A 26082-nucleotide genomic window follows, 5' to 3' on the forward strand; every position below is an offset into this window, starting at 1 on the left:
GCCTAAATCCAACTGGGCAGCCAAAAACGCCAACGCCAGGTGGTGGGGGTCAAGGGCCACCCCAGGTACACGGGTAACCAAAACACCAGGGCCAGGGTGGGTAACGCTAGCAAAGTGGCGGCCAGCCGTCGGTACCCCTGTTGCCAAAGGGTGACCAGCCCCCACGCCAACACCACACACCCAAACCCCAGGGCCGGCAGGTAGTGGTAGATGAACAGGCAACGCGGCACCAAGGCCCAGGGCAGCCAGTGGAGCAGGTAGTTCCCCAGGGCAAATTGCAACGGCCAAGGGGGATTTCGGTGCCGGAGTTGGGGTAAGTACACCAGGACCGCCCCCAGCACCAACCACCACAGCAAGGGATTGCCCATGGCCTGGACGTGGGTAATCAGTCCCTGCTCACTCCGGTAGTAGTAGCTTACAGGGCGCAGCAGCAGGGGCCAGGACCACCAAGCAGAACAGTAGGGATGCACCTCGGGACCGGAGCCGATGCGGGTGTGGGCGCGCACCATCTCCCGATGCAGGGTGAGCACATCCTGTTGGGGGTTCTGCTGCAGGTGGGGCCACCAGGTGAGCCAGTAGGTTCCCAAGGGCAGGAGCACCAGGCCCAGCAGGAGCGCTCCCCAACGCCAGCGCAGTTTGCCGGCGGCCAGCAGACCCCCGAACCAATAGGCTAGGCCATTCCATTTCACAGCAGCACTGGCGCCCAGCAACACCCCTGCCCACACCTGTCGACGCAACACCAGCCATTGCCCCAGCAGTCCCAACGCCATTAGGTGCACGTTGATTAGGGCGTAGCGGGACTCCACCAGCAACAGGCCGTCGGTGGCCACCAGATAACCGGCAACCAGGGCCAGCCAGCGGTGGCGGCTCAATTCGTAGGTGAGTAATCCCACCAGTAGGGGCAGCGCGGACCCCACCAAAGCGTTCACCCAGCGATAGCTCCAGGGATGGAAGCCCCCGGCAACCCACATCCCCAGGGCAATGAAGTACTTGCCCAAGGGCGGGTGACCGTCGAAAAAAGGGACGTTGTGCAGGTAGTTGTAGGCAAACTTAGCGAAATAGACCTCGTCAAACACCAGTTCGTGCAAGCGGTCCAGGTCGGCAAAGCGCAACCCCAAACTGACGCCCCACAGTCCCCCCCACAGCGCCCAGTACCCCCAGCGCTTAAGCATGCTCCGGCTTGAGCAGCGGAAAGGGAATCACCTCGCGAATACTGGCTGCATCCGTCACCAACATCACCCAGCGGTCAATCCCCAAACCCATCCCCCCCGTCGGCGGCATCCCGTACTCCAGGGCGGTCAAAAAGTCCTCATCCATCCCGTGGGCCTCCGCCTCCCCGGCAGCTTTGCGGGCCGCCTGTTGCTCAAACCGCTCCCGCTGGTCAACAGGGTCGGTCAGTTCGGAAAAACTGTTGGCCAATTCCCGCCCGGCAATAAATAGTTCGAAGCGCTCCACCAATCCCGATTGGGTGCGGTGTTTTTTCGCCAGGGGAGAAATCTCCACCGGAAAGTCCAGCACAAACGTAGGCTGCACCAAGTCCGCTTCACAGAATTCCTCAAACAGGGCATTGAGCAAGCGTCCTAGGCTGTCGTAGTCCTGGGCGTTGGTCAGGCCACACTTTTCGGCCATCTGCTGCCCCCGGGCCAGGGTATCAAACCCGTAGAAGTCCCACCCCGTTTTTTCCCGCACCAGGTCCACCATGGTCACTTGGCGCCAGGGGGGGGTCAAATCGATCACCTGCCCCTGGTAGGTCACCTGCAGCGTGCCCAGCAACTCCTGGGTGACAGTGGTGATTAAGTCCTGGGTGAGGGCCATCATGTCGGTGTAGTCGGCATAGGCCTGATAGACCTCGATGGAGGTGAATTCTGGGTTGTGGCGGGTGGAGATGCCCTCATTGCGAAAGATACGCCCCAATTCGTATACCCGCTCAAAGCCGCCCACCAGCAGACGCTTCAGGTGCAACTCCGTAGCAATGCGCAGGTAGAGGTCCATGTCCAGGGCGTTGTGGTGGGTGATAAAAGGACGGGCTTCCGCTCCCCCCGCTTGTGGTTGCAGCACCGGCGTCTCCATCTCCAAAAAGCCCCGTTCATCCAGGTACCGGCGCGTCAGTTGCACCAGTTTGGCCCGCCGCCGGAAGATTTCCCGCACCTCAGGGTTGACGATCAAATCCACATAGCGCTGGCGGTAGCGTTTTTCCACATCCGTCAGGCCGTGCCATTTATCCGGCAGGGGCAGCAGAGATTTACAGAGCAACTCATAGCGCTGCACATAGACCGACAGCTCCCCCTTTTCCGTGCGCTTGATAGTTCCTTCGGCCCCCAGGAAATCTCCCACATCCGTCCACTGCTTGAGCTGCTCAAAGGCTGCCTCCCCCATCACCGCCTGGATACGCTGCTTTTCCAAATACAACTGGATCGTGCCCTGTTCATCCTGCAGGGTAAAAAAAGCCAGTTTGCCAAAGACCCGCCGCGCCCTGATCCGCCCCGCCACCCGCACCGTAACGGCCACCTCTGCCCCCGGCGACAGGTCCCGGTAGGTTTCCTGGAGAGCTGCCGACGAATGGGTGCGGTCGTAGCGGTAGGGGTAGGGATTGACACCGACCTGGCGCCATTGGTGGGCTTTTTCCAGGCGTTGCTGGCGCAGTTCCTCCCCGGTGCGCTGGGTCATGACCTACAGCAATCGCTCCAAGCGCCGGCGAATCTCGTCTAACCCATCACCGGCTGGGGTTGCGTCCGGTTGCCAGTCGGTGCGTTCGACGTTCCGTTCCGGGGGCAACAGCAAGGTTCCCGCCGGTACCAGTTGGTAATGAAACCCGTTTTCCTGGCAAAACTGGCGGATTTCTTCCGGGTCAATGGCCTGCACCGTGGGTACGGGAAAATCCTGGGCCTCCAGATAGTCGGCAAAGCGGGCCGCGTCGTCCTGGTCCTCAAACATCAAGATAGTCTCTTCCCCCCCCACCTTCAGGCTGTGAATGCCCTCGTTGTCGGTCCCCGGATTGTAGATCAGGACGTAAACCCGCATGGCTGCCGTCATTTGCTTCAACAGTTTTTCTATTGTAGACGAAGCTAGGGCTATCGCCAGCCGGCAGATCGGCCAAGAACGATGTTGATACCTAACCCTGCCAAAAAGCCGTCAGGCGGGGGTAAAGTTGGTCAAAGGCCACCACCACGCTGTAATGCCCCGTGCCCTGACAGATATGGGTTGTGGCTTGGGGAAATAGGGCTTGCAGCGCGGCTTGTTCAGCTGGGGTAAAGGTGGTGTCGTTATCGGCGCTCACCAGCAATACCCGGCCAGGGAAGGAAGCCAATTCCTGGGGACCAAAGCGATAGTTCTGGAAAAAGTCGGCCACCACCCGGCAGTGGAGATGGAGAAATTCGGTTTTGCTGGTGCCCTGTAGGACCTCCCGGATGTAGGCCTGCCAGAAATGCCGTTGGGGGACAGCCGCCAGGTGTTTCTCGGCAATGCGCGGATATAACTGCTGGGCGATCTGGGAGGCTGTCAGCCGTTGTAAGTAGCGTTCCGTGGCCCGCGCCCGTTGCACCCGCTCTGGTCCTGGCGCTCCGATGCCCGTGTGGGACAGCACCAAATGCCCCACCAGCTCGGGATACAGCCGCACCAGCGCCAGGGCCACCATCCCCCCTAGGGAATGCCCTAGCAGATGCACCCGCCCTACCTGCTCCTGTTTCAGCATCTGCCGCAAACCTGCCACCAAGTGCTCGATGCGGGTTGCCGGCGGATAGGTGGGGGCTATGACCCGAAACTCCCCCTGCCAGGCCTGTAGATAGCGAAACCACAGGTCGCCCCAATGCACCGTCCCCGGCAAAAACAGGATGGCCTGGGTGCCGGCGCCCCCAACCCAGTAGTGCCAGGTCAACCCCACCGCCTGCACCTGCCGCCGCGCAAACGTCTGCCGCACCTGGGCCAGGGTTTCCGCGAGTTGTCGGTCTGCAGAGGACAGATGCCGGTAGGGTTCGCCAAGGGAAACCGGCCGGAGCTGGGGAACGGTCAACAAGGAGGGCTTAGGGACCTGCTCCTCCTGGACAGGGGGAGTGGGCGCATCCTCCCGGCAGAGGGTCAACATGCCCTCCTGCTCCACCAGCAGACAAAAGCGCCCTTGGGCTTGGTATTGCTCCGCCAGGGCCACCGCCTGTTCCCGTAAATGGGCGGCGAAGACCTGCCCCTTGCGCAACCGGTGGTTCTGAAACGTAAAACAGTCCCCCTGATGATAGAAAATCCCTTGCGCCTCTAGCTCGCTGACGTGGAATACCGGAACAGGGGACAGGGTCATCCATTCGCCGGGGACGCCGGTTGCACTTGCATCTTGACCAATACCACGGTGATGTTGTCGTGGCCGTTGAGTTGATTGGCCAGGTCAATCAATTGCTTGGTGGCCGCCTGTAGGTGAATCAACCCCGCCTGGGGCAACAACAAGGGCTTGATATATTGCTGCCAGTGCGCCTCCACTAGGCCGTTGTCCGATAACCCGTCGGAGCAAAGCAGCAACACCGTGTCTTCCGTAACGGAAAAATACTCCACATCCACCTCTAGGGTTTGTTCGTGGCGGGGACCCAGAGCTTGGGTGAGTTGGTAAGCATCGGGGCGGCTGTAGGCAATCGCCGGGTCCGTCCCCCGCTGAATTTCCCACTGCCCCACCTCGTGGTCTTGGGTGAGCTGCTTTAACCCCTCCGATTGATTGATCCGGTACACCCGGCTGTCGCCCACGTGGGTCACCGCCACCTGGTTGTCCTGCACCAGAACCGCCACCAGGGTTGTCCCCATGCGGCCCTTGCCCCGCCGATATTCCTCCTCATTGCGCAGGTAAATGGCCTGGTTGGCCACCCCCACCCCCGCCTGGATCACCTCTGGCCCCGGCAGTTCCCCCTCCGTCCAATGCTCCAGCAAATAGGTTGCCAGCTTGTGAGTCGCCAACTGGCTGGCTTCATCACCCCCGGCGTGCCCCCCCATGCCGTCGCACAGAATATACAACCCCCTGCCTTGGACCACTTCCCCCTGGGGGCTTAGGCGGCGCTGGATGACCGTGTGGGCATAGAAATAATCCTGGTTATATTCCCGCTGGCAGCCCACGTCCGTCAGACCGGCTACCTCCAGGTTGATCAACCGGGGGGGCGCTTGAGTGGTCAGGCGGTCCATGGGCGGGGCAGTATCCATCGCATCAATCCTGTTGGAGTAAAAACGTCACCTTATCCTCCTTCCCAAGAGCAATCCAGTCCCCGGCTTTTAGGGTGCAACGCTGGCCGACGCGCAACCGTTGGCCATTGACGTAGGTACCGTTGGTGCTGCCCATGTCTTCAATGGCCACCTGGTTGTCCTGGACAATCAAGCGGGCGTGGATGCGCGAGACAATATCGGCGTCGGGAAAACCGGCCACATCAATATCCGGCGGCAGGTGATCGTTGGGTTTACCCACCAGTAGGACGTTCCGATGCTGAGGAATGGGGACAACCGTTCCCGTCCGTACATGCACCAATCGGAGCTGATGGGCTTGTAGAGGGGTTAATGAGTCGGGTTGGGTCGGTTGCGACATACAATCCCTGGCCGCGGGGGCCAACTTGCTTACTATCTCAATCTTAATCCGCCATTTTAACACCTCAACGGGCTTCGTCAGAATACAGGGGTAAAATCACACGGAATCGGATGTGCCCGCGTTCACTGTCGGCGGTGATGGTTCCCCCCAAGTGACCGACCAAGCGTTGCACCAGGGCTAACCCCAAACCCATACCTCCTGGTTGCCAGCGGTCACTGCGGGGAACGCGGTAGAACGGCTCAAAAATGCGCCGGAGTTCTGCCGGGGGAATCTCTACACCGGTATTGGCCACCTCCAGTTGCCAAAAATCCCCCAGTTTACGGGTGCTCAGATGAATCGTGCCGCCGGCGGGCGTGTACTTGATGGCGTTGGTTAGCAGTTCGGCGATGATGCGCTCTAGGCTGAAGGTGTGGACGCTGACCTGGGTCAAGGCCGGGTCTAGGGTGTAGGTCAACCCGAGGTTTTTTTGGTTCGCCTGGAGTTGCAAGGGACGCAGGACCGCCGGTAGCCATTGGTGCAGGTCAACCGTGACCCGGGGTAGGGACGGCTGGGCAGTGTCTAACTGGCGCAACTGGAGCAAATCCTGAATCAACTGGGTCTCCCGCTCGTATTCCCGCTCCAGAATTTCCAGATATTGCAGCAGTTTGGCCGATTTGGCCGACGCCCCTCCCCGGCGCAGGGTTAGCCCCAACATCTTGAGCGCCAGTTTCATGTTGGACAGGGGGGTGCGCAGTTCATGGGAGACGGTACTCAGGAAATCATCCTTGAGCCGGTTTAGCCGTTCCAATTCCACAACCTGGGCCTGGGCCTGTTGATATAAACGGGCTTGACGGATGGCAATGGCGCATTGATTGGCCACGTGGGGGACCAAATCCAGCGATACTTGGGTCTGGGGTCGGGTCAGGGCCACGCCCAACTCCCCCATCACCCCCTGGTCGTCTGTGATAGGGGCAATCAGCATCTGGCCGCCTGGGGTCCAAAACTGGGCATAGACCGGCGGTAGCACCGTGACCGGGGGAGCGTGCCACACCTGGCCCTTGAGTAGGTGGTCGTAGAGTTCCGGGTACTGCCGCAACTCCACCGTCGTCCCCAGGGTGGATAGGGCCGTAGGCCACGTCCCGGCGACATATTCGTAGGTAATGGTGGCTTGTTGTTGGGTTTCGTCGTACAGGGCTGCCCAACAGTAATCCGCGCCCAGGGTTTGGCCAAGGCAATCTAAAGCGGTACGAAAAATTTGCCCCTCGTCCAGGCTGCAGCGCACCTGTTCGGTCACCGCGTACAGCACCTGAGCTACCTGCAACGCCTGCTGCAATTCCCGCGTCCGTTCGGCCACCTGCATCTCTAGAGTGCTGTTGAGACTGCGCAACTGTTGCACCAACTGGGCCCGTTCAATACCGATGCCCAACTGCACCGCCAGGCGTTCCACCAACTGTCGTTCAGCGGCGGTCCAGGTCCGTCCCCGTAGGCCATCGGTGGCCACCAAAACGCCCCACAACCGCTCCCCCTGACTAATGGGTGTCAACAGGGCCGACGCCACGCCCATTGCCCGCCAAGCCTCTGCCCAGGGGGTGGACTGGACCAAGGCCTCCATATCTGCCAAGATTACCGATTCGCCCCGGTACAGGCACGCCAGGGGTTCTGCGGGTAGCAATTGCCACCGTTGGCCCAACAGGGAAGGGCTGCTTGGTGCCACTGCTTCGTGCACGACTTCTACCCAGCCCTCCAGCCCCAGCCGACAGACCCACACCCGTTCCACCTGTAGGCACAGACGAATCTCCGTCACCGCCGTTTGCAAAACGGTAGTCAGCTCCAGGGAGCGATGAATCCGGCTGGCAATTTCCCCCAGCAAATGCTCCCGCCGAACCTGCTCCCGCAGGGAATCCTCCAATTGCCGGTGCCGATTAATTTCCCGAAACGTCACCACCATCCCCTGGGCCGGTGGCGTCAAAGGCGTCAAGGTCGCCGATAGGTAATCCAAGCCATCAGGGCGCACCAGGCGCGTATCCCGGGGCAACCCCGTCGTTACCCCCTGTTGCAACACCTGCTGCATCAACTCCGCCAGTACCCCTTCCTGCTCAGGATGGGACAAACGCAACACTTCCGGCAACGGACGCCCGACCGCCTGTTCGGTCGTCAGACCCGTCAACTGTAAAGCCGCCCGGTTAATAGCTGTGACTTGGCCCTGCCCATCCGTAACGATCACCCCATCGGCAATGCTGTTCAGTACGGTTACCAACCAAGCTTGAGATAGCTGTTCTGGGGAAGACGCCTGGGGGGATGACGTGAACATCGCTGTTCCAGTTTAGAAATTTGATAGATTTATGGTGACGCAGGCCAGAGGCATTAGGCAATTGCTAGGCAGTTGACCAAGTTCCTCCAGCTTCTCCCCCTTCCCATGACCGGGCGGTTGTGACAGTAGTAAAGTCCCTAGAGGGATAAGGCCGCCGATTGACCGGTTAGCGTGCCCCAAGCTTCCCGGGCTGCCGCCTGTTGCGCTGCCTTGGCCGATTCCCCGTGACCTATCCCCACCAGTTGGTTCTGGACATACACCCGCGCCCTAAATCGCTCCGGTGTTCCTGCCAAGATTTCCGTCTGATAAATGGGCAGACTGCGGTAATGGGCCTGGGTCCACTCCTGCAGGGCGTTTTTGTAATTGAAGCGGGCCGGGTCCTGGCGGATGCGTTCGGCTTCCCGTTGCCAGTAGGGATAAAAGCAGGGTTGTAGAGCCGCCAAGGTCCGTTTGCTCAAGTAAATCGCCCCGGCCACCGCCTCCAGAACGTCCGCCAACCACAGCCCCGGCGTTGCCAAACGCTGCCCCACCAGAACCAACGAAGCCAGGCCATAGCTATGGGCCAAACGCTGCAACAACCGGTTACTGACCAGCACCGAGCGCAGGGCCGTGTACTCCCCCACCGACTGCCCCGGATAGTGCTGCCACAGGAAATCCGCCGCCAGTAGCCGCAGCACCCCATCCCCAACAAACTCCAGGGTCTCGTAGTTGCGTTGGGGGTCAAAGCTGCTGTGGGTCAATGCCTGGTCCAGCAACCCCCAATCCATCCCCTGGGGATCCACCCCCAACCGCTGCAATAACTTCGCCAGGGCGTGTTGTCGCTGGGAACCCACAGGCACCATCGGCGCTAGAACGTCCACAACAAGGCCCCCGGCGGGATCAACTCGTTCACCGGGCGGCTGATTTCATCCAGTTCCGCCAGGGTTTCCGGTCGCAAACGCACCTGCAGCGCCGGCAAATTCCCCAACACCTGCTCCCGGTTGCGCACCCCCACAATCGCACACATCCGGGGTTGGTGCAACACCCACGCCAGCGCCAGATTCGCCAGGGAAATGTGATAGGCCTCGGCAATGGGCCGCAACTGAGCCAGAGCCGCCTGCGCCCGTTGGTACAGCTCCCCCTGAAACAGGATATTTTTCGCCCGCACATCGTCCGGGGGAAATTGGTGATTCAGGGTGAATTTACCCGTGAGCAACCCCTGGGCCAAGGGGGAGTAAGCCAGCACCGAAATCCCCTGCGCCACACAGTAGGGCAACAAGTCCTTTTCCACCACCCGCCAAAACAGGGAATAGGGGGGCTGCACACTGTCAATGGGGCCGTACTGTTGGGCCTCCTGCAGTTGGGCTAAAGAAAAATTCGACACCCCAATCGCCCGAATTTTGCCTTCCTCCTTCAGCTTCACCAACGCCCGCATCGTCTCGGCAATGGGCACCACCGGACTGTTCCAGGACCCACTCGGCCAATGAATCTGGTACAGGTCAATCACCTCCACCTGCAACCGCCGCAGGGAGTTTTCGCAGGCCGTGATCACCTGGTCATAGGCCAAATGGTTGGCAAACACCTTGGTAGCAATCACCGCCTGGTCCCGGTAGGGTTTGATGGCCTGACCCACCAATTCCTCGCTGTAGCCATCCCCATAAATTTCCGCCGTATCAATGGTGGTGATCCCCCGTTCCAGGGCCGTTTGGATCGCGGCAATCACTTCCCGGTCGTCAATGCCCACCCAGCCCCGTTTCCCCGCCTGCCAGGTACCGATAATCAGCGGCGTAATTTTCACATCGCTATGGCCCAAGGCCACCTGGGGAACGCTCACGCCGAGACCACCTCCGCCAGGGGAAATTCAATCTTCAAATAGTCATTTTCCATGGTAGCTTTGCGGGGTTGCAGGCCGGCCAACGCCTGGGGCAGGACCATATTGCGCCGGTGGTTGCCGATGCGAATGTTCAACTCATCCCCCGTTTTGGTGAGCTGGATTTGTTCCTTGGGCACACCCGGCAGGTATAGCTCGAGACAATAACCCTGGGGCGTTTCGCTGACCTTAACCGTCTGTTCCCGGTAGTAGATTTGGGTGGGGTCCTCCTGGGGATACAGGGTGTCTTTCAACCGCTCCAGGGCCGCCAGACCGCAGAGTTCCTCGGGATACAGGGGCACCTCCTTAACCGGCAGGGGATGAAAACTGGCCCGGATGTCTTGGCGGTAATGCTCCTGACTGACCAGCCACTTTTGAAAGAAAGGGTCTTGGAGGGTGGGGGGCAACACGCGGTTGATGATCACCAGGTCCGTCGCCACGTTATACAGACTCAAATAGGCATGCGCCCGCAAAGATTCCTTAATCACCATCTTTTCCGGATTGGTCACCAGGCGCACCGACGTCACCGCATTATCCGTCAACACCCGCTCCAACTGCTCGATTTGCTCGTAGAACTCGTAAGGGGCGTCCATCACCGCCTGGTCCGGCAGCGAAAAGCCCATCACCCGCTTAAACAGGGGTTCAAATACCGGAGTGAGCACCTTGGCCATCCCCTGCAGGGGTTTGTAAAAACGACGCATGTACCAGCCGGCTACTTCGGGAATACTCAACAGCCGCAGGGCCGTGCCGGTGGGGGCCGAATCAATGATCAACACATCATAGGTGCTTTCATCGTAGTGGCGTTTAACCCGCACCAGGGCAAAAATTTCATCCATCCCCGGCAGCACCGCCAATTCCTCCGCCTGCACCCCATCTAGGCCCCGCGCCTGCAACACCTCCGTGACATAGCGCTTGACCGCCCCCCAGTTCAGTTCCAACTCCCGCAGGGCATCCAGTTCCGCACCCCACAGATTCGCGCAAATCTCCCGGGGTTCGTGGTCCAAGGGCCGGTCAAAACTATCCGCCAACGAATGAGCCGGGTCCGTACTCAGCACCAGCGTCCGATAGCCCAACTCGGCGCAACGCAACCCCGTCGCCGCCGCCACCGACGTCTTGCCCACACCCCCTTTGCCCGTCATCAACAACAGCCGCATCCTGCCCCCTCAACCCGCATCCCTAGCATAGCGCTTTTAGCAATTAGCCCGGCTTATTGATAGGCGCACTGGTCGAGAATGGCCCGCAGCCGGTCGTAGTCATCCTTGAGCAACAGACTCAGCTTGCGCCCCGCTTGGACCAACCACTGGGTATCCGCCCCGCGAATCTGATAAATGTAGCGCAGGACCGCCCCCACCAGGTTATCCACCGGCGCACCGCTCAGTTGCAGCAGCGTCCGCAAAAAATCCAACTGCTCGCTAAAGGCGATAACCTCCTCCGGCGTGCACTGATACACTGCCTGGTGAATTTGCGGCGGGCGCGGGGGCAGGTAGTGGTAAAAAACCCGGCGGTCCGGTGGCTGAAACCCCACAATCGCCGCCCGAAACTCCGTTTTCAACATGGCAAAAATCTGGGGCTGTTGCTCCCGCAATTCCTCCAGGGACAACCCCAACGCGCGGGTGCGGTGCACCTGGTCCACCGGGCTGGCGCTGACGTGATAGACCACAGCGTAAATCTGGTTTTGGGTTTCGTTATCGGCGGCCCGCACCCAGCACCCAAACGGCGGCATAGCCGGGAAATCCAGCACCGGCGGCTCCAGACACTGGGCGCAGAACTCCGTCGTGCTAGTGGCAATCACTTCTGCCAGGTGGTGGGGATGACGCTGGGGGGGAGACGGCAAACCCATGGCTAGGCAGGGGCGCCCGTAAGTTTCCGCCGCTGGGTAACCCGGGTGTAGGCCTCAATGATGTCCTTTTCCTGCCAGTCCTGGAACTCCTGACACCCGACCCCGCACTCAAATCCCGCGGCCACCTCCCGCACGTCATCCTTGAGCCGCCGCAGGGAATCCAACGTCCCCTCCCAAATCACCTGCCCGTTACGCCGCACCCGCATCAAACAGTTGCGCTGCAACTTGCCCGACAGCACATAGCACCCGGCCACCACCCCCTTGGCCAACCGGAACACCGCCCGCACCTCCGCCTGGCCCAACGGTTGCTCCACCAACTCCGGCTCCAGCAACCCCTCCATGGCCGCCTGGATGTCCTCCAGCAGGTTGTAAATGATGTTGTACTCACGAATGTCCACCCCTGCGGCGTCAGCAGCCTTGCGGGCACCCGGCGCCAACGTGGTATTGAACCCCACGATCACCGCCTTGCTGGCAGCCGCCAAGTCCACATCCGTTTCCGTGATTTCCCCCGGCGCCGCCAACAAAATCCCCAACTGCACTTCCTGTTGCGGCAGTTGCTTCAGAGCGTTGACAATCGCCTCCACCGACCCCTGCACATCCGCCTTGATGATCAAATTCAACTCCTTCAGTTTCCCTTCGTGGGCCTGCTGCGAAAGCGTACCCAAAGTGATCTGCCGCTGGGCCAACTGCCGACTGCGCTCCTGCTGAGCCCGTTCTTCGGCAATGGCGCGGGCCTGTTTCTCATCGGCATACACCTCAAACTCATCCCCAGCGACGGGCACCTCCGTCAGGCCCCACACCTCCACCGCCGACGAAGGGGGGGCCGTTTCCAGCCGCTGTCCCCGGTCATCCACCATCGCCCGTACTTTACCAAACACCGACCCCGCCACCAGGACATCCCCCACCCGCAACGTGCCGTTTTGGACGAGTAAGGTGGCCACCGGTCCCCGCGTCCGGTCCAGATGGGCCTCAATGACAGTTCCCTTGGCGGGCCGGTCCGGATTGGCGTACAAGTCGGACATTTCCGCCACCAGCAGGACCATCTCCAGCAACGTATCCAGGTTTTGGCCCTTGAGGGCGCTCACCGGCACCATGATCGTGTCGCCGCCGTATTCCTCCGCCACCAACCCGTGGTTCATCAACTCCGTTTTCACCCGCTCCGGCTGTGCCCCATCCTTGTCAATTTTGTTGATGGCCACAATGATAGGCACCTTAGCCGCCTGGGCATGGCGAATCGCCTCAATCGTCTGGGGCCGCACCCCATCGTCCGCCGCCACCACCAGAATAGCAATATCCGTTACCTTAGCTCCCCGTGCCCGCATGGCCGTGAAAGCCTCGTGGCCCGGCGTATCCAGGAACACAATGCGTTTAGTGGTGCCCTCGTGGGGAACATCCACGTGGTAGGCCCCGATGTGCTGGGTGATTCCTCCGGCTTCCCCCGCCGCCACCCGGGTTTTGCGAATAGCATCCAGCAGGGTGGTTTTACCGTGGTCCACATGGCCCATGACCGTCACCACCGGTGGCCGCCGTTGCAAGTTTTCTAAGTCAGCCGCCTCCAACATATCCTCCTTGCGGGCGGCAGTGCTGGCCTCCGTCTCCGAGGTAATGACCTCGACCCCTAGTTCTTTACAGACCAATTCGATGGTGGGCAGGTCAAGGGTCTGGGTTACGGTGACCATCTTGCCCTTGAGGAATAGGGTTTTAATGACCTCGGTTGCCGGCACGGCCAACTGTTCCGCCAACTGCTGCACCGTCAAACTACCGGTCACTTCAATGAATTCCGGCTTGGTGGGTTCTGGGGGAGCAGGTTCCGTTGCCCGGGTGGGAGCCGGTTCTGGCCGCCGGGGTCGCTGGGTCCGCTGCTGGGGTTTCACCGTCACCGGGCTACTGGGTTTGGGCTTGGGCGGGCGCATCAGGTAAATGCTGGCGGTGCTGTTGGCCGAGTCCGCACTACTACTGCTACTGGTTTCCAATTCCAACAGGTCCAGTTCGTCATCCTCGTCAAAATCCCGTCCCCGTTGCCGCCGCTTGCCCTTGAGACCTGCCCCCAGCTTGGCCTTTTCCTTCTCCTCATCCATCAGGTCCGCTTCCCGACCCTTGCGCTTCACAGGAGCCTTACTGTCGGTTTTGGCCTTAGGCGGAAACACCACCACCTCCACCGTGCTCGGTTCCGGCTGAGGCTCTCGGCGCACCGGCGCTTCCGGCTTGCGGGGCGCCTCCGGTGGCGTCTTCAGGATAGGGCGTTGGGGTTGGGGTCGCTGGGGAGGGGTTGGCCGAGGCATGTCTCGACCTTCCCGCCGCACCGGGGCTTCGGGTTTAGTGGGCGCAGGAGTGGTTGGTGTTTCGGGCTGCTGCCGGTAGCTGTAACTACGGATTTGTAATTCTTTGCTCTTGGGGGGCGTGGGTTCGGGGGCTTTGGTCGCTGGGGAACGGGGCACGGGACGCGGTGAACTGGGGCGCTGCTGCCGAGCCGCCTGGCGAATCCGGTCCGCATCCTGCTCGCTGATCGTACTGCTACAGGTCTTATAGGGCACCTGTAAACGGTCGCACAGCTCCAGCACCGATTTGTTATCCAAATTCAGCTCTCGCGATAGGTCGTAGATGCGGATACGGTCGTTACTCATGCCCCCGGTGTGAATTCGCGATAATAGACAGCGTTAGGCTTTTGTCTATTGTAAATCCTTGCTGTTCGATGCCGTCGCCCCCTGTGCAGTGGTACCCCGGTCACATGGCGCGGGCAGTGCAGGCCCTACGCACCCACTTACAACGGGTGGATGTGGTGATTGAAGTCCGGGACGCCCGCATTCCCGCCAGCAGCACCCATCCCCTGTTGCAGCAATGGGCCACCAACGGCCTGATTGTGTTAAACCGACGGGATCAAATCCCCCCAGCCATCGGCAAGCAGTGGCAACAGGCCCTCCAGACCCCGGAACGACCGGTCCTGCTCACGGAAGCCCGTCAAGGCCAGGGACTGGGACACCTCCACCAAGCCATAGCCCAAGTGGGAGAACGGGTCAATCAACGGCGCCGACAAAGAGGCATGCTGCCCCGGGCGGTGCGGGTGGCTGTTGTCGGTTGTCCTAATGTAGGCAAATCCGCCCTAATCAACCGGCTACTGGGTCGGCGGGTGGTCGCTAGTGCTGCCAAAGCTGGTGTAACGCGGCAATGCCAATGGGTGCGCATCAGCCCGGATTTAGAACTACTGGATACGCCCGGCATCCTGCCCCCGCGTTTAGACGACCAGCAGGCCGCCCTGCACCTGGCCATCTGCGATGACATCAGCGAGGCCGCCTACGACCCCTATCTGGTGGCCCTGGCGTTTCTGGAACGCCTATGGACCTTGCCCCCTGCAGCGCACCACCCCCCCGATGCCCTACAACGGCGCTACCGCCTCGATCCCCAATCCCACACCCCCGAAGGATACCTCGCCGCCCTGGCCGAACAACACTTTCGCGGCAATCTGCACCGCAGCGCCCAGACCCTACTCCAGGACTTCCGCCAGGGCCACCTGGGCCAAATCGCCCTGGAACTGCCCCCTAAACCAAACAGGCGTTTACATCCCGCAACAGCGCTTCCCGGTCCAGGTTCTGACCGATAAACACCAACTGGTTTTGGGGCGGGATAGGCCGGTCATCCACATCTAAACTGTAGCGTTTGCCGCTCAGTTGAAAGATATAGCGCAACTGACTCCGGTCAAACCACAGAACTCCCTTAGCCCGAAACACATTGGTCGGCAGTTGGTCCGTCAAGAAAAACTGAAACTTCTCCAGGTTAAACGGCCGGTCGCTCGTAAAAGACACCGCCACAAAACCGTCATTTTCCAGGTGATGGGAATGGTGATGATGGGCGTGGTCATGGTCGTGATGGTGATAGGGCTGGGCCAGCAGTTGGTCATGGGGCGCTTCCACCCCCAAAATTAAAGGCAGCGGCACCTTTCCGTAGCTCATGGGCAAAATCCGCGCCCCCGCCTTCATTTCGCTGATGCGCTGGGATAATTCCTGCACCCGTTCCGGAGACACCAGGTCAGTTTTATTCAGCAAAATAATATCCCCATAGGTCAGTTGGCTCAGGGCCGCCTCACTGTTGAATAAATCCGGGGCAAAGGCCGAGGCATCCACCACCGTCAAAATCGAATCCAGGCGCGTCAAATCCCGTAATTCCGTCCCCAAAAACGTCAGAGCGATGGGCAGCGGGTCGGCCACCCCCGTGGTTTCCACCACCAAATAATCCACCTGTTCCTGCCGCTCCAGCACGTTGTACACCGCATCCACCAAGCTGTCGTTGATGGTGCAGCAAATACAACCGTTGCTCAACTCGATCATCCCCTCTTCCACCGCCACCAGCAACTGGCTGTCAATGTTGATGTCGCCAAATTCATTCACCAGCACCGCCACCTTCAAATCCTGCCGGTTCTGCAGGATGTGATTGAGCAACGTCGTCTTGCCGCTCCCCAAAAATCCCGTGATAATCGTCACCGGCAAACCCCGCTTGGGTAAGGTCACCTCCATCCCTTGGCCCATCCGTTCCTACCTATGATAATGATTCTCATTGAGCCTATTCTACACCCTAGCGGTTCGGTTTCACCAGAGTTTCCCCTTGCAACAGCCGCCGGGCCGCCTCCAGCAGCGTTTCCTCCAGGTAGGGTTTGGTGAAGTAGGCGTTAGCCCCCAATTGAATCGCCATTTGCCGGTGCCGTTCCGCCCCCCGGGATGTCAGCATGGCAATCGGCAGGTCCTTGAGTTTGGGATCCCGGCGCACCTTCGAGAGCAATTCCAGCCCGTCCATCCGGGGCATCTCAATATCGCAGAACATCAAATCGCAGGGCAGGCCGTCCTGCAATTTTTCCCAGGCCTCCAACCCATCCCGTGCCTGTTCCACCCGATACCCCTTGTTGCTGAAGGTCATGGACAACATCTCCCGCACCGTGATCGAATCGTCCACGATCAACACCGTCGGCTCATCGGTGGTTTCCGGCTCGACAATCGTGGGCGCTTGCCACAGGGGCATACTCGGCGGCCGCAACTGCCCCAGGGCCAGGTCCACCAACTCCAACACGTCGGCAATCATCATGATCCGGCCATCCCCCAAAATCGTCGCCCCGGCAATCCCCAGCGGCTTCGGGACCGGCCCGCTCAATTGCTTAATCACCACCTCCTGCTCGCTCAACACCTGGTCCACCTGGAAGGCCACATACCGTCCCAGGCTATGCACCACCACCACCGCCAGGCCCTCCTGCGTACTGGTGCCGTAGATGTTCCCCCGCCCCAACAACCGCCCGTAGTGCAGCAACTCGCTCAACCGCCGCAGGGGGATCCGTTGACCGGCCCACTCCAGCAAGGGCTTGCCGTCCGGCCCTAAGGTGATCATCTCCGGCATCACATCCACCGGCACATCTGCCACCCCGTCCATCGGGAACGCCACCCGCGCATGGCTCACCAGGCAGGGCAACGACTTGGAAATGCTCAACGTCAACGGCAGGCGGATAGTAAACGTGGTCCCCTTACCCACCTCCGAGTCCACCACCACCGTGCCTCGGATTTCCGCCAGGTTCTTGCGCACCACATCCAGGCCCACCCCCCGGCCCGCAAATTCATCCGTCTGGTCCCGGGTGCTAAACCCCGGCATAAACAGCAATTGGTAAACCTCCTGCTTGCTCATAGCCTGGGCCTGCTCCGGCGTGATCAACCCCCGCTCAATCGCCTTGGCCTTCACCCGGTCCGGATTGATCCCCACCCCATCGTCGCTGACCGTGATCACCGTCTGGTTCCCCTGGTGACCCGCCCGAATCACAATCCGGCCCGTGGGGGATTGCCCCGCCGCCCGGCGTTGCTCCGGTGTCCCAATCCCATGGACAATGGCGTTATTCACCAGGTGGGTCATCGGGTCCACCAACTTCTCCAAAATCATCTTGTCGATCAGGGTTTCCCGCCCCTCAATCTCCAACTGCACCTGCTTACCGCATTTGAGGGCCACATTGCGCACCGCCCGCGGCAACCGGTCCGTCACCCGGGAAAACGGCTCCATCCGGGCACTGTTGATCCCCTCCTGCAAACCCGTGGTAATCCGTTGGAAGCTGCGGACCACCTCATCAATGGCCTCCACCATAAAGCCGATGTCCGCCGCCGCCTCCCGCACCCGCAGCACCCGCTCAGCAATTTCCTGGGACAGAATGTGGAAGCCGGTAAACCGGTCCATCTCCAGGGCATCGAACTCCGCACCCGTACTGTGTTGCCCCCCTGCCTCCGAGGCCCCTAGTGTGCGACCAGCCCGCAAGGCTCCCTCCAGTAACGACCGTTCGTACAAATCCTGCATCCGCTGGCTCAAATCATTCAACTGGTGGGCCTGGTGCAACAAATTCTCTAAAAACTGCCGCAACCGGTTCTGGTCCTCGTTCAAGGTGTTGCGGGAAACCACCAACTCCCCGATCAGATTGCTCAGGTTATCGAGCTGACGCACCGGCACCCGCATGGTTTGTTCCATCAAGACCATCGGGCTGGTGGGTTCTTCTGCTAGCGCTGATGCTGGTTCATCAGGGGCCACAGCGCCGAGTTCCTGGGCCATGGTCTCCAGGTCTGGCAGGTCCGAGGGTAACTCGACATCCTCCAGCAAATCCGCCAGGTCTTCGAGCGGAGTCGCTTCCCCTTCCTCCTCTGCCCCCGGTAGGGAAACATCCGCCGCCAGGGCCAATTCCAATTCACCCGTGTCCCCCCAGTCAAAGTCCTCCGCCTCCGTGCCCTCCGGAGTCGTTGCTGCCACCAGGTCATCCAGGTTGGTCAAGGCCTGTTCCAGATCCAGGTCACCCAGTTCCGCCACTGGTTCCGTGGGTTCGCTTTCCGGCTCCCCTTGGGCAAAACTCCCCAGAGCAGCCTCCAGCTCAGCCGTCGTGTTCCCCAACAACCCTGCCTCATCAGTGACCAGTTCCCAGGCCGTGTTGGGTGCTGCCAAATCGGGGATCTCGGCTTCCCCAGCCTCAAGATTGGGTAACCCCAGGGGATCGCCCCCCTCCGCCTGAGTCAACTCACGGGAGACGGTTTCCATTTCCATCACCCAGGCGTCTTCCCTTTCCGGTGCAACGGCTTCTGTTCCCTCCGCCGTCCCATCCCCCAGCTCCTCCCCTTGGGCAGCCAAGGAGGCCATCAAGTCCATTTCCAGGTCCGTGGACGGTGGTGATGCCTCGCCGGTCGCCTCGTTGACATCCCCATCGCCAACGACCAAGCTCTCCCAATCGGCCCATTCCCCTAGCTCACCCAGTTCCCCATCCCCCAACAGGGTAGACACATCTTCCGTCTCCGGTACCTCTTCCGGTGGCGCTGCTGACTCCTCCACTAAAGGCGGCCACTGGGCATCCAGTATGCCGTTGGGGGCCTCCGTTTCCGCCGCCATGGTGAACAGGTCCTCCAAGGCCCCCAAGTCCTCAGCCGTTGAAGGTGGCCCTGCCGGTTCTTCCCCCCCCGTCGCCCCGAATAACTCGGCCAAGGAAGCCAGTTCTTCCGGCGTGTTGGCTGGCGCTTCCGGGACAGCCGCCTGGGGAACCTCCAACTCGGCCAACAATTCTTCCAAATTCAAATCTTCTGCCGTGGCCGCCTCGGCGGGTGCTTCTGGGGCCGGTGCAACGCTCTCCCAGGTGGTCATCACCCCTGCCCCCTGGACGGCAATTTGTAACAGCGCCTCCAACTGGATAAAAGCCGGTTCATTGGCCAAGACCACCTGTTGACCCATCTCGTCCGGCAACTCTCCCGTCTGCTCCACCTGCTGCACCAAGCCCTCCAAGGCCTGCACCCCTTGTCGCAACAGCTGCACAATGGTGGGGTCAAGGGCTATCGGTTCCCGGGATTCCTGATCCCGCAGAATCTTGAAACAATTCTCCAGCCGCAACGCCAACTGCCGTATTCCCTCCAGCTCCAAAATGGCCGCTCCCCCCTTGAGGGAATGGGCCGCCCGGAACCAATCGGCCACCTGTTCCCAGGCCTGGAATGCCGGTTGTTCTCGCTCCAAAACGTCAAGGGCCTCCTGGAGGACGGCCAAATACTCCCGGGCCTCCTGGAGAAAGTAGCCGAGAATTCGTTGGCGCTGTGCAGCATCCATGGCGCAACTCCTAGGTCAGGGGTTCAGTCGTGCCTAAACGGAACCGTTCTACGGAAGCCTGTAGGCCCCGGGAAACTTCCACCAGATTTTGTAGCGACACCGACACCCGTTGGGCCTCCTGGGAGGTCTCCTGGGCGGTGAGTTCCACCGACTGCATCACCTGGGTGACGTTCCGGGACACCTCCGTCTGCCGCACCGTGTCAGCGGTAATGGATTGCACCAGCTCATCAATCTGTTTCGACACCTGGATAATTTCCTCTAGAGCGCGCTTGGCCTGTTCCGCCACCCGGGTCCCCCGGATCACCGCCTGGGTCCCCTCCTCCATGGCTGTCATCACCAGGCCCGTTTCGCTCTGAATTTGCAACACAATCTGCTCAATTTCCTTCGACGCCCGACTGGTCCGGTCAGCCAACTGCCGCACCTCGTCCGCCACAATAGCAAACCCCCGACCCGCTTCCCCCGCCTTGGCCGCCTCAATACTGGCATTGAGAGCCAACAAGTTCGTCCGCTGGGCAATCTGGCCAATGGAGTTCACGATTTTGTTAATCTCCTGGGAGGATTCCGCCAGACGTTTTACTTTGCGGGTGGTTTCTGCCACCGACTCCCGAATGCTCTGAATCCCGGCCACCGTCTGGTCCACCGCCTCCCCACCCCGCAGTGCCGTTTCTGAAGCCTTGCGGGCCACTTCTGCCGCCTCCCGGGCGCTTTCGGCCACCCGCTGGATCGAATCCGTCATCATCTGCACCGAGTTCAACGTACTGGCCAACTCCTGGGCTTGCCGCAGGGCATTGGCCGACAACTCCCGGGCGAAGTATTCACTGTCCATGGCCCCCCGCCCCACCTGCAAGGCCGAGGTCTTCACCTGCTGCACAATCTGACGGATGTTTTGGATGATCAGGTTAAACGAGTCCGCCACCGCCCCTAGGATATCAGCCGTCACCTCCGCCTGGACCGTCAGGTCCCCCCGGGCCGCTCCCTCCACATCATCCAACAACCGGATCACCTGCCGTTGCAAATCTTCCCGGGACCGTTCCACCTCCGCAGCAGTCTCCTGCAACTGCTGGAACCGCTCCTGAACTTGAGCCAGCATTTGGTTAAAGGTCACCGCCGCCTCGGTAAACTCATCCTGGCCCACCACGCTCAAGGCCGACTGAAATTCCCCCCGCCCGATGGCCTCGCAGCTTAAGCGCAACTCTTCGCAAAACTGCCGTACCCGCTGAGTCCTGATGCTGCTGCCCCCACCGCCGAGTATCGCGGCTGCGCCTCCCCCCAAGACCGCTGCCAGCGCCGCACCCAGGGGTTTGTTGGGTACCAAAAAAGCCGCCCCACCCGCCAGAGCCGCCACAACTGCCCCGGTGACCAGGGAGGAAGGCAACCCCGGTGACGACTTGGGCACAGGCGCTGGTGGCGCAGCAGGAGCGGGTGCTGCCGGGGTTGGCGTTGGCCTCAGGCTGGGACGTGTCACGACCGGATCCGTCTGCATCGCCAGGGCATCCGTTGCATCAACCGTCTCCGGCGCCGATGTCGTAACTCCAAAACTAAACAACCCCGGTTGTTCATCGGTGGTCGTCGCGGCGGTGGCTCCTGGGCGGTCCCCCTCCATCAACAGGGTATCCGTGGTATCAAAGGCTGCAGCTTCGTCAACCTCCGTTTGCGGCAAAGGCATCGTTTCTGCCTCCGTCTCGGTCTCTGCCACCGTTAGAGGAGGCTGGGGCCGGGAAAAAATGAGGGTCTGGTCAGGTAGCGGGTGAGAGTCGCTATCGCTACCGGGACTGCCACTAGGCGCATCCACCACTTCCTCCTTCGGCGCATCAAAAACCCACGTCGGGGCATCCGCCGCCGCTGTCCCTTCTAGGTCGCTAACGACAAAAGGATTGGGAATGCTCTCGTCATTGAGGGGATGGGTCACATCCTCAACAGTTGCCGTACCCCCTTGACTGAGATATTGCTCCACATCACGAATCCCATTGCGGGCGTACTCCACCAGTTCCGGGTCGTCCGTCAGGGCCAATACGCGCTGGTAATGCTCCCGGGCCTGGGCATAGTTCTGGGTACACAGGTAAATATGACCCCGCAACAAATGGAGATTGGGCACATTGTCATACTCCCCGAGCAGGGCATCCGTAATCCGCGCCGCCTCGGCATAGTCACCACTGATATAGGCACCGGTTGCCCGTTCATACTCATCGAGGTAATGACTGGTGGCCATGGCCCTGACTCCTCCTACCGGGGGATAAAGCAATGCTCCTGACAACGGGGCGGGGAATGTGCAACACTAGCTAGTGCCCATTTTACTCGGTTAGCTTTTTTTCCTCAATGATGTACCTAGGTGGCTGCCAGCCATAAGCGGGAGTCCACCAGGGTTTTCGGCTGGAGTAAACGCACCACGGCTGCTCCTTCACCCACCACCCATTCCCCCCGGACCAAACGCTGTAAAGGCCCTTCTGCACTCAGGGGGGGACGCAGCAATTGCACATCCAAAAACTCCGCACCGATAACCCGTTCCACCGCCAACCCACAGGTGACACCGCCATCTGCGATCACGATCACCGACAATTCTGGCCGGTTAGGGTTGAGGGGTGGTAGTCCCAAAAATTGGCTCAAATCCCCTACCCAGATGACCTGTCCCCGCCAGTTGTACACCCCCAGGACCACAGGCGGCACGTTGGGCACCGGGCTAATCCGGTCAGGACTGATCCCGACGACCTCCTGCACCCCCATCGCCGGCAGGGCAAACTCCTCCCCCGAGGTCAGAACAAATCGCAGGTGCAATTCCCCCTGGATACCCGTGGCTGGGCCGCCCTTGTCCCTCTCCCAAGGTCCCCCCGTCGTTTCAACCATGGGCCGTTTCCCGGGAAGCTCGCAACAGATGCCGCACGGTGCCAATCAGGTCCTGGGGTTCAAAGGGTTTCACGATATAGGCATCCGCCCCCTGCTTCAATCCCCAGTGTTTATCAAAGGTTTCCCCTTTAGAAGAGCACATCAACACCGGAATCTTGCTGGTCTGGGGATCACTGCGCAGTTGCCGCACCAGTTGGTAGCCGTTCATGCGGGGCATTACGATGTCCATGACCACCAGGTCGGGAATCTTCCCACTTCTGACCATCTCCAGGGCTTCGTCCCCATCCGACGCCTCCAGGACCTGGAAACCTTCCTGCCGCAGCAGGGTCACGATCAATTCGCGCTGGGTCTTTTGGTCTTCCACCACCAAGACGGTTGCCATTGGTGCGTCCCCTGGGCCCTTGCCTGCCCCCATTCTACACGGTTTGAGCCGTTTCTCAACCCTCCTGGGCTACCACATCCACCCAAACGGTCTCCCGCTGGGGCACGACCAGGGGTAACCGCAAGGGCGGGGTCGTTGGCGTCGCTGCTGCCGCTTGGGGCAAGGTATGCACCAGCTCCTCCAGCGGGCGCGGGATCACCATAATGGCGTGTAGTTCCCCGATCCGTTGGGCCGTTTCCATCCCGGCGTCAATGGCCATCGTCACATCCGCCAGTCGCCCCCGGATGATCACCGTACATAGCCCCGCCCCCGTATGGTCATAGCCCACCAGGTGCACATCGGCAGCCTTGAGCATGGCGTCAGCGGCTCCCACCAGAGCCGGAAATCCCCGAGTTTCTAGTAAACCCACCGCTTGACCGTTATCCGGGTCCGGGGTCCCCAGGCGCGCCAGCAGGGCCAGGCTAGGACTAATGGGCAACACCCGCTCCAGGTCCTCCGCCGGTCGGGGCAGGATCAAACTGGAGACGTGCTGGCCAAAGGTTTCCGCCGCCTCGATGCCCGCCTGCACCGCCAAACGTACCGAGGCAATATCCCCCCGCACCACCGCCGTACAATAGCCGCTGCCCGTTTTCTCGTAACCCACCAAATGCACGCCGGCGGACTTGAGCATCATATCGGCGATACCCACCAGCGCCGGCAAACTCTGGGCCGAGACCAACCCCAAGGCCATGCCGTAATAGGGGTGGGGCGGCGCCGGAGTCGCTAGCTGTAGTTGGGTCGTGGTGGTCGCTGGGGCAACCGTCATAGGCCAGAGCCATCACGCTAATCCTACTCTAGCGGCAAAGCCCGAGGATCGTCCCCCGTAGAACCATAAGGATTGGTGTCAAGGGGGATAAACTCCCCTTACCGTCGCCGCCACCAGACCACTGCCGCCGTCACCAACGCTCCCCCCGGCAACCCCACCAGGGCCAGCAAGCTCACCGAAGTAGCTAGGGGCGCAGAAATGTTCAACCGGCGGTTGGTGGGGTCCTTGGGGCGAATGGACAAGGGTTGACTATCCTGCCCCGCCAGCCAGGCCACGCTGTTGAGAAAAATATCCCCGTTGCGCTGTACGTTAAACAGGCCATCGGCGGCAAAATCCGAATCCCCAATCACCACCAGACGTCCTTTGCCCTTGGTCACAGCCACCCCCACCGGCAACGGCCCCTCCCGGTCCTGCTGGGGGTCAAAAAAGGGTTCCTCTTGGGTGTTGCTTTCGGCCCAGACGCCCCGCCCAGTCAGAAACAAGGGCACGCCATTTTTTTCCCCTTCCCCCACCACATCCACCGGTTGGGCAATGGGAAACAAAGCCAGACTCTGGCCGAAATCCTGGGTAATGGGATGGTCGGCATAGCGCGTGGTCACCGCCACCCCCCGTCCCGCCCCCTGAATAATTTCCGTCTGGGAGACGATGATCCGGCCATCGAGTTTCACCCCAGCCCGTTGCAGCAAGGGTCCCAGGCCCCGTTCGTTACGCTCCGGCCCCAAGGGGTCCAGCAGCAGCAACAACCCACCCCCCTGTTGCAGGAAGGTTTCCAGGGCCTTGACCTCCGGGGCCAAAAATGGCTGCTGCGGCCCGGCCACCACCACCACCTTCGTGCCCTGGGGAATCTGGGGGGTTTCCGTCAGGTTGAGGGACTGCACCTCAAAGTTGCGGGCTTGCAAAGCTTGTTGCGCTTGGGAAAAACCCGCCCGTTGTCCTTGCGCCGCCGGCTCTAACGACCGTTCCCCATGCCCTTGGATAAACACCACCTTACCCTGATCGGGTTGGGTCAACCGGAAAATGGCATTGCTCAAATTAGGCTCGTTCAGCTGTTCCCGTAGGCGTTCCCGGCGCTGGCCGCTTTCCAGATACACCTCCCCAAAGCCCTGCACCCCAAATTGTTGGGCCAGGACCGGGTTGCGGCGGGGGTCAACCACCTCATAGGTCAACTTCCCCCGGGACGCCCGCTGGTAGTTCTCCAACAACTGCCGCACCCCTTGGTTAATTTGCTGGTCAAAAATAACCACCCGTACCGGCGCTCCGAGATTTTGCAACAACCGCTGGGATTCCGGTGCCAGGGTAAAGCGCTGGTTGGCGCTCACATCCACCTTCAGGGGATACTGGGCGGCCAAAAAATTCACCAGCCCCAAAATCACCAGCACTGCCAAAGTCCGCAGCAGGACATTGCCCCCCACCTCCAGCGCCCGCCGGTCCCACACAGGCAAACGAAACAGGGCATAGGCCAGCAGGGCAATACCCATCCCCAGCACCACCGCGCCCCAGGGGGGATTGGCCGGTCCCACCAACACCAGCACCACCCCCGCCGTCACCAGGGCCACCCCCAACCACGTCGGCCAATAGTTACGGACAAACTTGACTAGCCCCTGCATCGCCTAGGTCCTCTGGAACCGCAAGCCATCCACCCACTGCACCGTCAAAAACAGCCCCAGTATCACGTAGCTAAGCAACACCACAATACTGGTGCTGCTGATGGACCCCTGGATCAAACTGGTGTAGTTCTGCAGCAGGGAAAGATGCCGCAACGCTGCTGCCAACCACCCTGTTGTCCGGTCCGCCACCGCCTGCAAAATCCACAGCAGCAAAATCAGCCCAAAGGTCCCCACCGCCGCCAGCAGAGTACTCTCCGTGGTCGCGGAAATAAACAACCCCAAAGATAAAATCGCCGCCGCCAGCAACACCAGCGCCCCATGCCCCAGTAGGATTAACCCCAGGGAAAAGGGCGGTTCTGCCTGCAGCAGGGTCAAGCACTCGTAAAACAGAATGGGCAACAGCAACGTCACATAAAACGTCAGCACGCCCGCCAATTTGCCGATGGCCACCATAGTTGTGGTGATGGGAGACGTAGCCAGCAACTCCAAGGTTCCCTGTTGGCGCTCCTGGGCAAACAGATTCATAGAAAGCAGCGGCAGCACAAATAAGGACAGGGACCCCAGTACCCCCAGATAGTTCTCCAAAATGACAGCGGGTACATCCACCGGGGGAGCGGCTAACCCGGCTTGGCCTTGCAAATCCTGAGCAGCCACATTGGCCTGGACCGCATTGAACAGGATGATATAAAACACCCCGGCCACAAACCAGAACACCCCGGCGATCACATAATTCAGGGCCGTGGCAAAATACCCCTGCAGTTCCTTGCGGTAGATGGCAACGAAATTGGCCCAAGCAGTGCGCACGTCCATCCCCCCACTTCCGGCGTCTATCCTACCA

20 protein-coding genes and 2 pseudogenes are annotated in these 26082 nt (G+C 60.6%); 1 reads left to right on the forward strand and 21 read right to left on the reverse strand.

The genetic code is table 11. The annotated features are described in order from the left end of the window. Positions 1-2 precede the first annotated feature (2 nt). From Q6L55_04960 to infB, 12 genes are all read right to left on the reverse strand, one after another. Positions 3-1172 carry a phospholipid carrier-dependent glycosyltransferase gene (locus Q6L55_04960; GenBank protein MEN9258067.1) on the reverse strand — a complete coding sequence of 390 codons (1170 nt, stop codon included), beginning with the start codon at positions 1170-1172 and terminating at the stop codon, positions 3-5. Continuing rightward, on the reverse strand, positions 1165-2667 hold the full coding sequence (lysS, locus tag Q6L55_04965) for a lysine--tRNA ligase (protein MEN9258068.1): 1503 nt from the start codon (positions 2665-2667) through the stop codon (positions 1165-1167). The genes Q6L55_04960 and lysS overlap by 8 nt, the downstream gene beginning before the upstream one ends. A gap of 3 nt (positions 2668-2670) precedes the next feature. Next, positions 2671-3021, reverse strand: coding sequence for a DUF3110 domain-containing protein (locus tag Q6L55_04970; GenBank protein MEN9258069.1), 351 nt, complete (start codon positions 3019-3021; stop codon positions 2671-2673). A 91-nt stretch (positions 3022-3112) separates the two neighbouring features. Further along, entirely contained in the window at positions 3113-4288 is a 1176-nt protein-coding gene (locus Q6L55_04975; protein ID MEN9258070.1) for an alpha/beta hydrolase, read from the reverse strand. Next, positions 4285-5169: a serine/threonine phosphatase gene (locus Q6L55_04980; protein MEN9258071.1), complete on the reverse strand. Its 885-nt coding sequence runs from the start codon at positions 5167-5169 to the stop codon at positions 4285-4287. Before Q6L55_04980 ends, Q6L55_04975 begins: the two co-directional genes overlap by 4 nt. 4 nt (positions 5170-5173) lie before the next feature. Then, on the reverse strand, positions 5174-5545 hold the full coding sequence (locus Q6L55_04985) for an FHA domain-containing protein (protein MEN9258072.1): 372 nt from the start codon (positions 5543-5545) through the stop codon (positions 5174-5176). Positions 5546-5609: 64 nt separating this feature from the next. Then, positions 5610-7835, reverse strand: coding sequence for a GAF domain-containing protein (locus Q6L55_04990; GenBank protein MEN9258073.1), 2226 nt, complete (start codon positions 7833-7835; stop codon positions 5610-5612). A gap of 137 nt (positions 7836-7972) precedes the next feature. After that, entirely contained in the window at positions 7973-8677 is a 705-nt protein-coding gene (gene rnc, locus Q6L55_04995) for a ribonuclease III (GenBank protein MEN9258074.1), read from the reverse strand. 5 nt (positions 8678-8682) lie between these two features. After that, positions 8683-9648: an aldo/keto reductase gene (locus Q6L55_05000; GenBank protein ID MEN9258075.1), complete on the reverse strand. Its 966-nt coding sequence runs from the start codon at positions 9646-9648 to the stop codon at positions 8683-8685. After that, the gene (locus tag Q6L55_05005; protein ID MEN9258076.1) at positions 9645-10838 is read right to left on the reverse strand and encodes a TRC40/GET3/ArsA family transport-energizing ATPase; all 1194 of its coding nucleotides are present in this window, start codon (positions 10836-10838) and stop codon (positions 9645-9647) included. The genes Q6L55_05000 and Q6L55_05005 overlap by 4 nt, the downstream gene beginning before the upstream one ends. 53 nt (positions 10839-10891) lie before the next feature. After that, the gene (locus Q6L55_05010) at positions 10892-11524 is read right to left on the reverse strand and encodes an HAS-barrel domain-containing protein (GenBank protein ID MEN9258077.1); all 633 of its coding nucleotides are present in this window, start codon (positions 11522-11524) and stop codon (positions 10892-10894) included. 2 nt (positions 11525-11526) lie between these two features. Beyond that, positions 11527-14148 carry a translation initiation factor IF-2 gene (gene infB / locus Q6L55_05015; GenBank protein MEN9258078.1) on the reverse strand — a complete coding sequence of 874 codons (2622 nt, stop codon included), beginning with the start codon at positions 14146-14148 and terminating at the stop codon, positions 11527-11529. A 68-nt stretch (positions 14149-14216) separates the two neighbouring features. Here infB and ylqF point away from each other — a divergent pair, with 68 nt between their 5' ends. Further along, positions 14217-15122, forward strand: a complete 906-nt coding sequence (gene ylqF / locus Q6L55_05020; GenBank protein ID MEN9258079.1) for a ribosome biogenesis GTPase YlqF — start codon at positions 14217-14219, stop codon at positions 15120-15122. Here the strand turns inward: ylqF and Q6L55_05025 are convergent. The 9 genes and pseudogenes from Q6L55_05025 to Q6L55_05065 all read right to left on the reverse strand — a co-directional run bounded on the left by Q6L55_05025 (position 15061) and on the right by Q6L55_05065 (position 26054). Beyond that, entirely contained in the window at positions 15061-16032 is a 972-nt protein-coding gene (locus Q6L55_05025) for a GTP-binding protein (protein ID MEN9258080.1), read from the reverse strand. The genes ylqF and Q6L55_05025 overlap by 62 nt on opposite strands. Positions 16033-16090: 58 nt before the next feature. Continuing rightward, positions 16091-19609 (reverse strand): response regulator, encoded by a 3519-nt coding sequence (locus Q6L55_05030; GenBank protein ID MEN9258081.1) that lies wholly within the window; start codon positions 19607-19609, stop codon positions 16091-16093. 10 nt (positions 19610-19619) lie between these two features. Then, the gene (locus tag Q6L55_05035) at positions 19620-21818 is read right to left on the reverse strand and encodes a methyl-accepting chemotaxis protein (GenBank protein MEN9258082.1); all 2199 of its coding nucleotides are present in this window, start codon (positions 21816-21818) and stop codon (positions 19620-19622) included. A 116-nt stretch (positions 21819-21934) separates the two neighbouring features. Next, positions 21935-22450 carry a chemotaxis protein CheW gene (locus Q6L55_05040; GenBank protein MEN9258083.1) on the reverse strand — a complete coding sequence of 172 codons (516 nt, stop codon included), beginning with the start codon at positions 22448-22450 and terminating at the stop codon, positions 21935-21937. Further along, positions 22443-22832, reverse strand: coding sequence for a response regulator (locus Q6L55_05045; GenBank protein ID MEN9258084.1), 390 nt, complete (start codon positions 22830-22832; stop codon positions 22443-22445). Before Q6L55_05045 ends, Q6L55_05040 begins: the two co-directional genes overlap by 8 nt. A 157-nt stretch (positions 22833-22989) precedes the next feature. Next, a pseudogene (locus tag Q6L55_05050) lies at positions 22990-23274 on the reverse strand (carbon dioxide-concentrating mechanism protein CcmK). Between the two features lie 69 nt (positions 23275-23343). Continuing rightward, a pseudogene (locus Q6L55_05055) lies at positions 23344-23562 on the reverse strand (BMC domain-containing protein). Positions 23563-23735: 173 nt separating this feature from the next. After that, positions 23736-25244, reverse strand: a complete 1509-nt coding sequence (locus Q6L55_05060) for a Gldg family protein (GenBank protein MEN9258085.1) — start codon at positions 25242-25244, stop codon at positions 23736-23738. Positions 25245-25247: 3 nt separating this feature from the next. Continuing rightward, a complete protein-coding gene (locus Q6L55_05065; protein MEN9258086.1) occupies positions 25248-26054 on the reverse strand; it encodes an ABC transporter permease in 807 nt (268 codons plus the stop codon). Between the last annotated feature and the right edge of the window lie 28 nt (positions 26055-26082).

Source organism: Gloeomargarita sp. SRBZ-1_bins_9, from assembly GCA_039794565.1.
In the GTDB taxonomy this organism is placed as follows: Bacteria; Cyanobacteriota; Cyanobacteriia; order Gloeomargaritales; family Gloeomargaritaceae; genus Gloeomargarita.